This is a genomic window from Corynebacterium sp. LaCa_205, from assembly GCF_057458085.1.
The window spans coordinates 1,665,300-1,679,445 of sequence record NZ_CP190931.1 but is presented as its reverse complement, the minus strand read 5'-3'; the positions used below and the strand labels follow the sequence as shown (position 1 = coordinate 1,679,445).

The window sequence follows — 14,146 nt, the reverse complement described above, 5'->3', positions numbered from 1 at the left end:
CTTTTGTGTGAAGTATATTTCGACCCGCGATACCGCCCGTCAGCCCGCATCTTTTACGGATATTCTCCTTGGCGGGCTTGCCCCCGATGGAGGTTTGTACCTGCCAGAGAGCTACCCGCAGTTGGATTTCGCCACTTTAAATTCATGGCGGACGCTCCTTGCGGATGAAGGCTATGCGGCACTCGCGGCCGAGGTGCTCAAGCTTTTCATTGACGATATTCCAGCGCAAGATATCGAGGATATCGCCGCCCGGGCCTATACCAGCCCCAAGTTTGCACACCCCGAGATCGTCCCCGTTACCGAACTGGGGGAGGGCCTTTTTATCGGGCACCTTTCTGAAGGACCTACTGCGGCATTTAAAGACATGGCCATGCAGCTTTTGGGGGAGCTTTTTGAATATGAGCTCGCCCGCCGCGGTGAGACGCTGAATATTTTGGGCGCTACCTCTGGTGATACGGGTTCTTCAGCAGAGTATGCGATGCGAGGTCGCCAGGGCATTCGCGTTTTTATGCTCACCCCGGCCGGCCGCATGACGGCCTTCCAGCAGGCACAGATGTTTGGCCTGGATGACCCGAATATCTTCAATATCGCCCTTGATGGCGTCTTTGATGATTGCCAGGATGTGGTCAAGGCGGTCTCGGGAGATGCCGACTTTAAGTCCACCTACCGTATCGGTGCGGTCAATTCCATTAACTGGGCGCGGCTTATGGCCCAGGTGGTCTACTACATCTCCTGCTGGCTGAAGGTCACCGACAATGCCGAGCAGAAGGTTTCCTTCAGCGTTCCTACCGGCAACTTTGGCGATATCTGCGCCGGCCACATCGCCCGCCAGATGGGGCTTCCCATCGATCGCCTCATCGTGGCTACCAATGAAAATGACGTGCTAGATGAGTTTTTCCGCACCGGAAACTACCGTCCGCGCCCTGCCGCAGAAACCGTGGCTACGTCTTCGCCGTCGATGGATATCTCGCGTGCCTCTAATTTTGAGCGGTTTGTGTTCGACTTGCTCGGCCGCGATGCAGCCCAAGCAGCGGAGCTTTTTGGCACGAAGGTCAAAGAGGGCGGTTTCAGCCTCAACCAAGAGAAGATCGCCGCCGCCGGTCAAGAGTACGGATTCCTATCCGGCTCCTCCACCCACGCCGATCGCCTCGCCACCATCAAAGACGTGCACGAGCGTTTCAACTACCTGGTGGATCCGCACACGGCCGATGGCATTAAGGTCGCCCGCGGGGCGCAGCGCGAAGGCTTGGAGACGCCCATCGTATGCTTGGAGACTGCACTGCCGGTGAAGTTTGCAGAGACCATCACAGAGGCCACTGGCTCTGCCCCCGAGCCGCCTGAGCGTTTTGCTGGCATTCTCGATACTGAGCGGCATGTTAAGGACTTGCCCAATGATGCTGCGGTGGTCAAGGATTACATCACCACGTCGATTCAGAAAACGGAGGTTTAGCTCATGGCCCTAGAAAATTTTGCCGGCCCGGAACACTACACCGAGTTTGACCCAGAAAAGTTCATCCGCGATCTCAAGGCCCAGGCGGAGATGGCTAAGGATGAAGACGCTAAGGACGACGCCGGGGATGCGGGCGCGGATAGCAACTAGCGTTGGTGCAGTCTGCACGGCCGTGCTCCTCGCGGCCTGCAGCCCGATTCGGGGTGGGGAAGAACCAAGTTTTTCTGCCCTGTCTTATAAAAACCTCATTCCTAATGAGGTCTATTCCCCGGCCGTGGCGCCTATCGCGCCGGGCACGGCTCTTGAGCTCTCCGGCGATGACCCGCAGCCAGGCGCTTATTTCCAGTACCACTCTTGTACGGCGGCATGGTCATTTACGCTTGCCGACGCCCGCACCATCGCCGTTACCGCCGGCCATTGCGGCAAACCTCACGATAAGGTCTGGGCTGGCTTTGCCGACGGTGAGTTCAAATACCCCGCCGAGCCCATTGGTGAGGTCATTTATTCTGATATCTACGCCGAAAAGAGTTATGACCTCGACGTAGCTTTTATCGAAATCACCGGCAGTGCTGATTACTATGTCCCCAGGGAAGTGGACAATACCGTCGCCACCTCGCTGGCTCATCTGCCACAGAAGGTGTGCAAGCTGGGCGTGGTTACTAATGAGACGTGTGGATCGCTATCCCATGATGCGGAAATTGCGCAGCTTACCTGGCAGGACCGCCAGTGGGATTCGCTTGCTGCACGGGCACATGTGTGCAGTACCAATGGCGATTCGGGCGGGCCGGTCTATGGCGAGGTAGAAGGCAAACAGACCATCGTGGGCGTGGTCTCTGGGACGACGCAATCTCTCGAAGAAGGACGCTCCTGCGAGAACACACAGACGGATATGGAGCTGACTTTCACCTTGGCTACCGATATTCACCGGCTTGCCAAAAAGGTGTTGGGCCCGATGGCCTAGATCGGCGGCACTGGTCTACGCTAGGTGGCATGCCGACTCCAGATTTCATTGTTCAGCTGCGCGAAAAGATTGGCCACGATCAGATCTTCGTGCCGGCCTGTAGCGCCATTATCCTCCGCGATGTGCCCGCAGACGCCGCATTGTGGGAGGTTCCTTCCGTGCTCCTAGTCAAGCGCTCCGATAATGGTGCGTGGACACCGGTGGAAGGAATCTGTGAGCCGGGCGAGGAAATTACCACCACTGCGCTGCGAGAGGTCAAAGAAGAAGTCGGACTCGAGGCCAAGGTGGAAGCGCTTTTGGGCGTAGGGCAAACCGGCCCAGTGACCTATCCCAATGGCGATGAGTGCACCTTCATGGGAACGGCGCTGCGTGTATCGGTAGCAGAGGGCGCAGAGCCGGTCATTAGTGATGAAGAAAATACCGAGGCGGATTGGTTCTCGGTGGCGAAGCTTCCCGATAGCGTTTCGCGCCGCCACCGCCTCATGATTGCTGACGCAGTAGCCCAGATGAAACATCCCCGCGGCTTTGTTCCACGTATGGGCTGGATGAAGCGCAGCGAGCAACCAGGGCTTTAGGTCGGCTTTGTTGCGGCGTCGGCAAGCAGCTTGCACAGATGCTGCGGATTGCGGGCGGCGATAAGCTCTTGTGCAATGCAGTCGCGCGCAGTGGCGATGTCTTCTTTATCGCCGCAGGCAATCACCGCAGTATTAATGGTGATGAGGACCTTGCCCTGTCGCGCCAACTCATAGAAAAGCGGGCAATCATCTGCACTCCAGCGCCATGCTGTGGCGTAGAAGTCCCGTGCGCCTTGGCCCAGCCACGACGTCTCCAAGAGCAGGTGCTCGCCGTAGAGATAGATGCCGTTTCGCTGCACGCCGGCGAGTACCTGTCTTACTGCAGTCAGGTCCGCGCATTCCCAAGCGATGAAGGTGATGGGGGAGGAACTATACATCACCGGCGACCGTTGCGGCGCTTCGAATCTTCAAAGCTGGAGTATCGCATAGTGGCTGCTCCTCTTTGCTCCTTTTATTGGCCTGTAGTGATAAGTGGCTCTTCAGGGCCTGTTTCCTTTTTGCCTTCCCATACCCAGCTCAGGAAGCGGGTGGAGCACAGCATCCAGTGTGCGGTGAGGAGAACCGGGATGGTGAGCGCAATGGCGTCGATAAGCTCGGAGCCATTGACCAATGCCAGCTGGTGGCCGCCCATGCTGACGGTTCCCGGCGGGAAGGTGCACGACCACCAGGCAGGGGAATAGGGGACCCACCGAGCTACATTGGGATAGAAGGTAAACATCGCGTAGATGGATAGCGGAATGGCGATGATGAGGGCAGTCAGGCCGTAATAAATGGATACCGGGCCGGGGAAAAGAATCTGCATAGCCGTGGTGGACTGGCCTACCACGCCTAGTGGTACCCAGGCAGTGGCTGATTTCGCGCCGGTAAAATCCACCTTCCCGTGCCATGCGGCCCAGTACACGCGAGCAAAGGTCGGCACCGCCGTTACCAGGGACATGAAGAAAAATATCGTGCCCATTACGTGGTAGAACTGGCCGTAATCGTGAGCCAGCCAACCAGAAACCGAGGCCGAAATCATGGGGCCAACCAGTGGCAGGCCCCAGGTGAACTTCGGCTCGCCATCAAAGCGTGTGAGCTGGATAGCCCACGTGATAACCGTAATTGGGCCACCGATCCAAAAGCCTATGAGGCGGAAAGTAGGAATGTCCGTGAGCCCGGAAAGCGCGGCGCCGAGCGCCAAGATTCCGATGAAAAACATCGACCATTCCGCCATCGTGGTGCGCTCGAAGCTGGGATGGCGGTAGCGCAAGAAACCCGCGGTGAGGACGACAAAGATGACGCACGCAATGGCGGCAAAAATGCCGGCCAGGATCATCATGCCTTCTTCCACGAGTAGGCGCGAAACGATGGAGGTGCCCATGAGGCTGCCTCCCCACGCGGGGCCAGGGGCTGGGAGTTGGCGGAATCTATCAGTCACACCCACATGTTAATTTCTTTCGGTCGGGTTATCAGAATTTTGCTCTCGTTTGGGCTGGTGAGAACTCTCGCTAAGTATGGATTTAGGGGCGGGGGTCAAGCCTAGATCATCTTGTGGCATCGATCGCATCTCGCGGGGTCGGCTTAGAAAAAGCAAGTCCCGAGACCCACTGAAGGTCTCGGGACTGAGCTTTGTAGGCGCGTGCCCTTTCGTCCCCTATAGGACGCTGGCTAGCGCAGCTTTAGCAATCGAAATACATCTCAAATTCCTGCGGGGTCGGGCGCAGGCGAACGGGGTTAATCTCGTTCTCGTACTTGTAGTTGATGTAGGTCTCGATGAGATCCTCGGTGAAAACATCGCCTTCGGTGAGGAAGTCCATGTCCTCCTGCAGGGCCTTGAGGGAAGCCTCGAGGGAGGTCGGGGCCTGCGGGATGGATTCAGCTTCTGCAGGCGGCAGCTCGTAGAGGTCCTTATCTACCGGAGCGTGTGGCTCGATGCGGTTCTTTACGCCGTCGATGCCGGCCATCATCATGGCGGCAAAGCCCAAGTACGGGTTGCCGGATGGGTCCGGAGCGCGGAATTCGATGCGCTTAGCCTTCGGGTTGGAACCGGTAATCGGGATACGGATTGCAGCGGAGCGATTGCGCTGGGAGTAGACCAGGTTAATCGGAGCCTCGAAGCCTGGGACCAGACGGTGATAGGAGTTCAGCGTTGGGTTGGTGAACGCAAGCACAGCACCAGCGTGGTGGAGGATGCCGCCAATATAGTAGCGGGCGATATCGGAAAGACCTGCGTAGCCGGCTTCATCGTGGAACAGCGGCTTGCCGTCCTTCCACAGGGACATGTGGGCGTGCATGCCGGAACCATTATCGCCAGCCAACGGCTTGGGCATGAAGGTGGCGGTCTTGCCCCACTGCGCTGCGGTCTGCTTGACCACGTACTTGAAGGTCTGAATGTCATCGCCCGCGTGCAACATGGAATTGAAGCGGTAGTTGATTTCGTTCTGGCCGGCGCCCACCTCGTGGTGGAAGCGCTCGATGTGGAAGCCTACCTTTTGCAGGTTTTCCACCATGGCGTCGCGCACTTCACCGTGCTTGTCATACGGCGCGGTGGGGAAGTAGCCGCCCTTCAGGCGGGTCTTGTAGCCGGTGTTCGGGGTGCCGTCGAAGTTGGTTTCGCTATCGCGGTTCCACCAACCTTCATCGGAATCAACTTCGTAAAAGCCGTGCTGGACGTCGGTGCCAAAGCGTACGGAGTCAAAGAGGTAGAACTCGGCCTCAGCGCCAAAGTTGCAGGTATCGGCGATGCCGGTGGACTGCAGGTACTCTTCCGCCTTGCGCGCGATGTTGCGCGGGTCGCGGGAGAACGGTTCAAAGGTAAATGGGTCGTGGACGAAGAACTTGATATTCAGGGTCTTGGCCGTGCGGAACGGATCAATATGCGCGGTGGCTGGATCCGGCAGCAGGGTCATATCGGACTCATCGATGGTGGTGAATCCGCGGATAGAGGAGCCGTCGAAAGCGAGGCCGCTTTCGGCATCTTCTACGGTGAACTCTTCTGCTGGGATGGAAAAGTGGTGCTCGGTGCCTGGGACGTCCGTAAAACGGATATCGACGAATTTTACGTCCTCGTCCTGAATAAATTGGACGATGTCCTGCACTGTCTCGAAAGACACGTTTGTCTCCTCGTTGTTGACCGGTGAATTGTCTCTCTATAGCCTACTAGGTTCTCGCCTTAGGCATCGCGATTCCCCTCGTTTCACATCTCACTTTCCGCCCGCTAGATTGGTGAGCATGGCAGATAAGCGTACGTGGCTCGACGGCCCAAATATTCCGGGCGAATACGATGATATGGAAGGCCCCGGTCGCTGGCCGGGAGAAAAGCTGGGTCTTCCGGAGTCCGGACCGGGGTCACTAGCTTCCGTTGGCCGCCGCGCCGGCGCTGTGGCGATTGACTGGATCGTGTGCATGCTCATCGCCAACCTCATCCACATGTTTACTACGGAACTCGGCGGTGTGGCTTTCTTGGGCTACGCCCTCTGGGTCATCATGGGCATCGTGTGTGGTTGGCTCTTTGCTCGCACCCCCGGCATGCTGCTGTTGGGTATGGGCGTGGCGCGACTCGACGTCCCCGGCGCCCGCGTGGGCCTATGGCGCGCGGCGTTGCGCACGGTGCTCACCGGTGTGCTGTTCCCAGCGGCCATGGTTGATGCGGATGGACGCGGAATGCATGACCGCGCCACCGGTACCATCGTTATTCGCTCCTAAGTCGCCCGGATTTTCCGGGCAAGAGAAAATCCCTGCCACACCTCATATGGTGCGGCAGGGATTCGCTTTAGGCGCCCTACTTATTCTTTTTGCGCTGCTGGGCGCGGCGCATGCGGCGGTTCATGCCGGCCATGTTCTGCGCCTGGTGGGGCATTGGACCCTTGGGCATGCCCGGGGTGGTGCCCGGCATGGAATCCATGGCTTCGATTCGGCGGATGTTTTCATAGGTCTCGTTCTTATTGAAGTTGCGCGGCAGCTTCATGACCTTATTGCGCAGCTTGGATACGGGGACCTCGTCCTCGCCGTTGCCTACGAAGATCTCGTAGATGGGAACGCCGCCGGCGATCTTGTCTACGCGCTTCTTAAGCTGGTTGAGGGTAGGGCGCACGCGGTTCTTATTGCCCTCGCACACGAAGATGACGCCGGCATTGCCGATGACGCGGTGGATAAGATCCTGCTGGCGGGTGGCGGCCACGCCGGTTTTGACGGACCAGACGATGCCCACGGTATTGCGCAGCTGCTGCTCGAGTGCCCAGCCCGCAGCACCCGGCTGGTCTTCCACGCGCTTGTACATATCGCGCTCAAGGCGGCGGGTAAATAGGAACATTGCGAGCAGCGCGCCGATGCCCAAGCCCAGGATGAGCATGAACCACTGGCCGTTGAAAAGCGAGCCGATCAGGAAGAAGAGCAAGCCCATGCCCAGGAAGGCGCCCAGCATGATGGGGATAAGCGCCTTATCCTGCTTGCGCTGCATATTAAATGCTTGCCACATTTGGGACCAGGTTTGCTTACGCTGCTGGCGCTTGGCCGCGCGTTCTTGCTTCTTTGCAGCCTTTAGTGCTGCCTTGTCATCTTTCGCCATGGCTCCTACTTTAAAGGTCAATGGGCATGAATGTTAAAACGGCCCACGCGGAAAGCGCAGGCCGTTATGAAAACGTGTGGTTTAGCGGACGGTGGCCGCCGCCGAATTCGCATTAGCCGGAGCCTTGGCCATGCGGGTGGTCACGGGTGTTTCTTCCGATGGGCCGTATTTCTCCAGCAGGGTGGAGGCCTCTTGGGCGGTAGCACCCTGGGAGGTTTCCGCCAAGTGCTTGAGGTTTTCCGGCAGCTCGAAGCCGCGCTTTTCCATGGCCTGCACGTAGAGACGGCCGGCGCGGTAGGACGAGCGCACCAGTGGGCCGGACATGACGCCGCCGAAGCCGAGCTCCTTTGCCAGCTTGGAGTGAGCCACAAACTCCTCTGGGCGCACCCAGCGCTCAATCGGGTGGAAGCGCGGGCCGGGGCGCAGGTACTGGGTGATGGTGATGATATCGCAGCCAGCAGAGCGCAGGTCACGTAAAGCTTCCTCGACCTCTTCCTCGGTCTCGCCCATGCCCAAAATCAGGTTGGACTTGGTAATGAGGCCATAATCATGTGCCTGGCGGATGACGTCCAAGGAGCGCTCGTAGCGGAAGGCCGGGCGGATGCGCTTAAAGATGCGCGGCACGGTCTCCAGGTTGTGCGCGAAGACCTCCGGCTTGGCCTCGAAGACCTCCTCCAGCAGGTCTGGCTTGCCAGAGAAATCCGGGGTGAGGTTTTCCACGCCGGTGTGGGGGTTAAGCTCGTGAATCTTGCGCACGACCTCGGCGTAGAGCCATGCACCCTCATCGGGGAGATCATCGCGGGTAACACCGGTAATGGTGGTGTAGTTAAGGTCCATTTCCCGGATATTTTCGGCTACGCGGCGCGGTTCATCGCGGTCTAGTTCTTCCGGCTTGCCGGTGGCAATATCGCAGAAGTCGCAGCGGCGGGTGCACTTATCGCCACCGATGAGGAAGGTAGCCTCGCGGGATTCCCAGCACTCGTGGATATTCGGGCAACCTGCCTCCTGGCACACGGTGTGCAGGGAGGCCCCAGCCACGCGGGACTTCATGTCCTCATAGCCCGGGCCAGTGCGAACCTGGTTGCGGATCCAGCGTGGCTTTTGTTCGATGGGTGACTCCGCATTCTTCTTTTCAATGCGGAGCATCTTGCGTCCTTCAGGCTTAACAGTCACAAAAACTCACTTTATCGGTTGATGGTGGTGATGGCTAATAGCTCTTCTAGGTATAAGTCGCCGCGGTCACATCCTATTCCGCGCCAGCCCCAAACTAGGGTTCTTGCCGCGCTTGCCGACGCCTCTGTCTAGCCCTTTCATTCGCTAACTTCGTGGGATCAGGGGCTGAGCCAAAGGTGTGGTCGGCGACAATGAGGCGGCCCGAGAGGGCGTCATCAAGCGCCTGCAAAAGCGGTTGGGTGGCATCCTCGAGGCTGACCTGGCGTCCGAGCTCCAGCGATAGGGTGGTGACATCGGCGTCATCGATGCCACATGCCACGATGTGGTCGTAGTATTCCAGCGTATTGCAGCAGTTAAGCGCCAAACCGTGCATGGTCACCCCGCGAGTAATGCGGATTCCAAGAGCGGCAATCTTGCGGTCACGCTTCGGAGCGGAGGGATCCTTGGCTTCGGTAGTGGAAGGAACCCACACGCCCGAGCGGCCATCGATGCGCCCGGCGGTGGTTACCCCCATCTGGCGGACCGTCTGGATGGTGGCCTCCTCGAGGCGGCGGACGTAGTCGACGACGTCGACGGGCTCGGCCAATTTGATAATGGGGTAGATGACCAGCTGGCCTTCGCCATGCCAGGTGATGCGCCCGCCACGGTCAACGGTGATAACGGGCAGGCCGTTATCTGGCATATCTTCCGGTTGGGTGCGCTTGCCGGCGGTATAGATATTGGGGTGTTCGACTACGAGCACCACATCGTCTTGTTCCCCCTTGGCGCGCGCGGCTGCTACCTCGGCCTGGTAGTCCCAGGCCTCCTGGTAGTCCATCCGGCCCAAGAAACGGACCTCTAGTGGTTTATCGGAGGCGCGGATAGAACGCTCGGCGGGGAAGAAAGGATCGCGTGGTGCAGTCATAGACTCAAAGTTTCCTCTGGTGCGGTGGGCAAAGCAAAGCGGGAGGGTGCGCGTGGCACACCCTCCCGCGTGGGGTCGAATTAATCTAGGCCGTTGGCGGATGCATAAGCGGCAGCATCCATGAGCTCGCCGGCCTCATCAACCTCAACCTCGAAAAGCCAGCCCTCGCCGAACGGGTCGTTGTTGATGACAGCGTAGTCATCGTGCACATCCTCGTTAACGGCCTTTACGGTGCCGGTGACAGGGGAGTAGAGGTCAGAGACGGACTTCGTGGATTCGACCTCGCCACAAGACTCGCCGGCGGTAACGGTATCGCCTACCTCCGGCAGTTCGGCGAAGACGACCTCACCGAGGCGGTCAGCAGCCACGGAAGTAATGCCGATGCGCACGGTAGCGCCAGCAACGGCATCGGCGGCAGCGTTGACCCACTCGTGGTCTTCGGAGTAGGAAAAATCTTGAGGAAGGTTAGCCATGGTGATGTGGTCCTTTCGGGCTGGTTGAAAAGATGCTTACTTGTCGCGCTTATAGAACGGCAACGCGGTTACTTCAAAAGGATAGCGCTTACCGCGAATCTCCACCTCCACAGCGGAGCCGGGCTCGAGGTTCGCGCCGGTATTCAGCAGCGCGATGGCCACTGGGTGTCCCAGAGTGGGGGAAGGCTGGCCGGAGGTGACCGTGCCTACCTTCTCATCGCCCACGAAAACCTCGGCACCGGCGCGGGCTGCGCGGCGCTGCTCGGAGGTGAGACCGGTGATCGCTACCTGCGGGCCTTCGGCGGCGCGTTGGCGGACGACCTCGGAGCCGACGAAATCGGCTTCCTTTTTGGCAAAGGCACGGGCCATGCCCGCCTCTACCGGGGTGATGTCGCGGGAGAGCTCGTTGCCGTAAAGAGGCATGCCGGCCTCGAGGCGTAGGGAATCGCGGGCGGCGAGGCCGCACGGCTTGAGGTCGTATTCTGTACCGGCCTTGAGCAGCTCTTCCCACAGCTGCGCGGCATCGGAGTTGTACACAATGAGCTCGAAGCCATCCTCACCGGTGTAGCCGGTGCGCGCGATGATGGCAAAGGTGCGCGCCACCTTACCCATGGTGGCGGCGTAATAGCCGAGGTTGTAGACCTCGTCCTGCTTATTGTCTTCCACCAACGGGACGAGGATTTCTGCGGCCTTAGGGCCCTGGACGGCGATCATGGCCACGTCACGGGACTCGTTCTTCAAGGTGACATCGAAGCTCTCGGCGCGCTTGTTGAGCTCGTCCCACACGGTATCGGCGTTGCCGGCATTCGGGACGACGAGGAATTTATCTTCCTCAAAGCGGTAGGTAATGAGGTCATCGATGATGCCGCCGTCCTCGGCGGTGATCATGGAGTACTTGGCCTTGCCCACCTTGAGGGGCTCAAAGTTGGAGATGAAGGCATAAGACAAGAACTTGCCGGCGTCGGCGCCGTTGACCCAGATTTCGCCCATATGAGACAGGTCAAATAGACCGGCGCTGTTGCGTACGGCGCGGTGCTCGTCTAGCTCGTTCTGGTACTTCAGCGGCATGTTCCATGGGCCGAAGGCCGTAAAGGTGGCGCCGAGCTTCTCGTGCTCGGCATTGAGTGGGGAGGTAAGTAGTTCGGTCATGTTTACTCCTCAGAATCGTCGATATCGAATGCTTCCGGCGGCGGGCAGCTGCAGACCAAGTTGCGATCACCATAGGCCTCGTCGATGCGGCGCACCGGCGGGAAGTACTTGTAGCTGTGGCGCAGGGATTTCACTGGCCAAGCGGCCTTTTCTCGGCTGAAGACAAAGTCCCACGTATCGGCGCTAACGGACTCCGCGGTAAACGGAGCATGGTGGATGACGGAGCCTTCGTAGGACACCTGGCCGTCGATGATTTCTTGGATCTCGGCGCGGATGGTGCGCATTGCCTCGATGAAACGATCCAGCTCGCCCAAGTCCTCGGACTCGGTGGGCTCCACCATGAGGGTGCCGGCCACCGGGAAAGCCAGGGTCGGGGCGTGGAAGCCAAAGTCTACGAGGCGCTTGGCGACGTCCGCGGCGGTGACCCCAGAGGCGTCGGTAAGCGCGCGCAGATCCAGGATGCATTCATGGGCCACCAAGCCAGCATTGCCGGTGTAGAGCACAGGGAAGGAATCTTCCAGGGACTTGGCCAGGTAATTTGCGCCCAAAATTGCGTGGGCGGAGGCTTGAGCAAGTCCCTGCGCGCCGCTCATAGCTAGGTATGCCCAGGAAATCGGCAGCACACCGGCCGAGCCGTACTTGGTACTGGTAATAGGCACGCCTTGCCCAACCGGGGTAGCAGTGGTTGCATCCAGCTGCGGATCCGCGGCATTGGTGGGCAGGAACGGGATAAGGTGCTCGGCCACTGCTACTGGACCCACGCCTGGGCCGCCACCGCCATGCGGAATGGTAAAGGTCTTGTGCAGGTTGAGGTGGGACACATCGCCGCCGAACTGCCCTGGGCGGGCCCAACCGGTCAGTGCGTTCATATTCGCACCGTCAATGTAGACCTGGCCGCCCACCGCGTGGACTTTATCGCAAACATCGCGAACCTCTGGGTCAAAGACCCCGTGGGTGGACGGGTAGGTCACCATGATGCCGGCGATGTGGTTGCCATGCTTGGCAATCTTTTCATCCAAATCCGCCAGATCAATAGAGCCGTCGTCCGCGGTCTTTACCACCACAACGCGCAGGTTAGCCAGCGTAGCCGAGGCCGCATTCGTGCCGTGTGCGGAAGCCGGGATGAGTACTACATCGCGCTCGTTATCGCCATTGGCTACGTGGTAGCGGCGGATGGCCAAAAGGCCGGCCAGCTCGCCCTGGGATCCGGCGTTGGGCTGGATGGAGACCTTGGCATAGCCGGTAATCTCGGCCAACCAACCTTCAATCTCCTCGACCAGTGCGCGCCAGCCAGTGGTTGTCTCTTCCGGGGCGTAGGGGTGGATGCCAGCAAATTCCGGCCAGGAAATCGGCTCCATGGCGGCGGTGGGGTTGAGCTTCATGGTGCAAGACCCCAGCGGGATCATGGTGCGGTCAAGTGCTAAGTCCTTATCAGCCAGCTTGCGCAGGTAGCGCAACATCTGGGTTTCGGAGTGGATGCGGTTGAATACCTCGTGCTGGAGCGGCTCCTGGCTGCGCTGCAGGCTCTTAGGCAGGTCGAAGTCAGCCTCAGTCGCCTCAGCGCCGAAGGCTTGGGCGAGCTTGGCGACGTCCTCCTTAGTCGCCGACTCACCGAAGGACACCGATACCTTGTCCTCACCGATCGCGCGCACGAGGTATCCCTCCTTCTGGAGGTTTTCCTTGATGCTGGTGGCATCCACGCCGGCGACGGTGACTGTATCGAAGAAGTCTTCAGATACCAGCTGCTTTCCGGCATCCTTGACGGATTGGGCGAAGCTGGAGGCAAGCCCATGCACGCGCTGTGCGATAGCCTTGAGGCCTTGCGGACCGTGGTAGACGGCGTACATGGAGGCGACATTAGCTAGCAACGCCTGCGCAGTACAGATATTAGAGGTGGCGCGCTCGCGGCGAATGTGCTGCTCGCGAGTCTGCAGTGCCAAGCGGTAGGCCGGGCGACCATCCGCGTCCTTAGAAACACCGACGATGCGGCCAGGCATCTGCCGCTTGAGTTTTTCTGTAACCGCCATATAAGCAGCGTGCGGGCCACCGAAGAAGAGCGGCACGCCGAAGCGCTGGGAGGAACCTAGTACAATATCGGCGCCCAGTGAGCCAGGGCCTTCCAAGAGAAGCAGGGAAAGCGGGTCGGTGACCACAGCGGCTAGCGCGCCGCGGGTATGCAGCTCTTCGATGAGGGAAGAGGGATCAAAAATGTCGCCCTCGGTGCCGGTGTAGGCAATGACGGCGCCAATGAGGTCCTCGCCTACGAGGCCTTCGCGCAGGTCGACGATTTCCACCTCGAGGTCAATCGCGCGGGCACGCTCCGCGGCGACGGTAAGCACCTGCGGGTGCAGGCGGGAATCGAGCACTACACGGCGGCCCTTCTTTACCGCACGGGACATAAGGCCCACGGCCTCAGCCGCAGCAGAAGCCTCATCCAAGAGAGAGGCATTCGCAATCGGAAGTCCAGTGAGGGATTCAATCATGGTCTGGAAATTCAGCAGCGCTTCCAGACGCCCCTGGGAAATCTCCGGCTGGTACGGCGTATAAGCGGTATACCAACCAGCATCTTCTAGCAGACCGCGGCGGATGACCGCTGGGGTGAGGGTATCTGAAAAGCCCTGACCATAGAAAGGCTTTAGCACAGTGTTCTGGTTGGCGTACTCCCGCAACGTAGCCTGTGCTTCATCCTCCGAGAGTGCCTCAGGAAGCTGAGGCAATTCTGCGGCGCGGATCTTGGAGGGAATGGCGGCATCGACCAGCGCGTCCACGCTGTCGTAGCCTACCTTCGCAAGCATGGTGGCCTGCTCCGTAGAATCCGGCCCTAGGTGGCGGGAGATGAATTCCATGTCAGTGAGACTCCTTAGTGAGGGACAATGGCTATAACCGCCCTAATTATATGTTTAATAATGGGTGAG

The 14,146-nt window shown here is 59.3% G+C and carries 14 protein-coding genes; 5 read left to right on the top strand and 9 right to left on the bottom strand.

Annotated features, from left to right (window positions below):
- Positions 1-7: 7 nt before the first annotated feature.
- Genes thrC through ACP8J1_RS08100 form a run of 4 tightly spaced genes read left to right on the top strand, consistent with a single transcriptional unit; the run spans position 8 to position 2,986 of the window.
- A complete protein-coding gene (gene thrC / locus ACP8J1_RS08115; protein ID WP_023021148.1) occupies positions 8-1,450 on the top strand; it encodes a threonine synthase in 1,443 nt (480 codons plus the stop codon).
- A gap of 3 nt (positions 1,451-1,453) precedes the next feature.
- Entirely contained in the window at positions 1,454-1,600 is a 147-nt protein-coding gene (locus ACP8J1_RS08110; RefSeq protein ID WP_023021149.1) for a hypothetical protein, read from the top strand.
- Positions 1,578-2,411 carry a trypsin-like serine protease gene (locus ACP8J1_RS08105; RefSeq protein WP_023021150.1) on the top strand — a complete coding sequence of 278 codons (834 nt, stop codon included), beginning with the start codon at positions 1,578-1,580 and terminating at the stop codon, positions 2,409-2,411. The genes ACP8J1_RS08110 and ACP8J1_RS08105 overlap by 23 nt, the downstream gene beginning before the upstream one ends.
- A 29-nt stretch (positions 2,412-2,440) precedes the next feature.
- On the top strand, positions 2,441-2,986 hold the full coding sequence (locus tag ACP8J1_RS08100; protein ID WP_023021151.1) for an NUDIX hydrolase: 546 nt from the start codon (positions 2,441-2,443) through the stop codon (positions 2,984-2,986).
- Here ACP8J1_RS08100 and ACP8J1_RS08095 read toward each other — a convergent pair.
- The 3 genes from ACP8J1_RS08095 to glnA form a co-directional block, all read right to left on the bottom strand.
- The gene (locus ACP8J1_RS08095) at positions 2,983-3,363 is read right to left on the bottom strand and encodes a hypothetical protein (RefSeq protein ID WP_023021152.1); all 381 of its coding nucleotides are present in this window, start codon (positions 3,361-3,363) and stop codon (positions 2,983-2,985) included. The two genes, ACP8J1_RS08100 and ACP8J1_RS08095, sit on opposite strands and share 4 nt — an antisense overlap.
- A 74-nt stretch (positions 3,364-3,437) precedes the next feature.
- Positions 3,438-4,403, bottom strand: a complete 966-nt coding sequence (locus ACP8J1_RS08090) for a TDT family transporter (protein ID WP_084279088.1) — start codon at positions 4,401-4,403, stop codon at positions 3,438-3,440.
- A gap of 241 nt (positions 4,404-4,644) precedes the next feature.
- Positions 4,645-6,078: a type I glutamate--ammonia ligase gene (glnA, locus tag ACP8J1_RS08085; RefSeq protein WP_023021154.1), complete on the bottom strand. Its 1,434-nt coding sequence runs from the start codon at positions 6,076-6,078 to the stop codon at positions 4,645-4,647.
- Between the two features lie 118 nt (positions 6,079-6,196).
- Between glnA and ACP8J1_RS08080 the strand changes: the two genes are divergently transcribed.
- Complete coding sequence (locus ACP8J1_RS08080; protein WP_023021155.1) at positions 6,197-6,670, top strand: RDD family protein; 474 nt, start codon at positions 6,197-6,199, stop codon at positions 6,668-6,670.
- A 76-nt stretch (positions 6,671-6,746) separates the two neighbouring features.
- Here ACP8J1_RS08080 and ACP8J1_RS08075 read toward each other — a convergent pair whose 3' ends face one another.
- The 6 genes from ACP8J1_RS08075 to gcvP all read right to left on the bottom strand — a co-directional run bounded on the left by ACP8J1_RS08075 (position 6,747) and on the right by gcvP (position 14,077).
- A complete protein-coding gene (locus ACP8J1_RS08075) occupies positions 6,747-7,532 on the bottom strand; it encodes a DUF4191 domain-containing protein (RefSeq protein WP_023021156.1) in 786 nt (261 codons plus the stop codon).
- A gap of 81 nt (positions 7,533-7,613) precedes the next feature.
- A complete protein-coding gene (lipA, locus tag ACP8J1_RS08070) occupies positions 7,614-8,678 on the bottom strand; it encodes a lipoyl synthase (RefSeq protein ID WP_023021157.1) in 1,065 nt (354 codons plus the stop codon).
- A gap of 121 nt (positions 8,679-8,799) precedes the next feature.
- Entirely contained in the window at positions 8,800-9,609 is an 810-nt protein-coding gene (gene lipB, locus ACP8J1_RS08065) for a lipoyl(octanoyl) transferase LipB (protein WP_023021158.1), read from the bottom strand.
- An 80-nt stretch (positions 9,610-9,689) separates the two neighbouring features.
- Positions 9,690-10,082: a glycine cleavage system protein GcvH gene (gene gcvH, locus ACP8J1_RS08060; protein ID WP_023021159.1), complete on the bottom strand. Its 393-nt coding sequence runs from the start codon at positions 10,080-10,082 to the stop codon at positions 9,690-9,692.
- Positions 10,083-10,118: 36 nt separating this feature from the next.
- Entirely contained in the window at positions 10,119-11,231 is a 1,113-nt protein-coding gene (gcvT, locus tag ACP8J1_RS08055) for a glycine cleavage system aminomethyltransferase GcvT (RefSeq protein ID WP_023021160.1), read from the bottom strand.
- A 2-nt stretch (positions 11,232-11,233) separates the two neighbouring features.
- On the bottom strand, positions 11,234-14,077 hold the full coding sequence (gene gcvP, locus ACP8J1_RS08050) for an aminomethyl-transferring glycine dehydrogenase (protein ID WP_023021161.1): 2,844 nt from the start codon (positions 14,075-14,077) through the stop codon (positions 11,234-11,236).
- Positions 14,078-14,146: the final 69 nt, after the last annotated feature.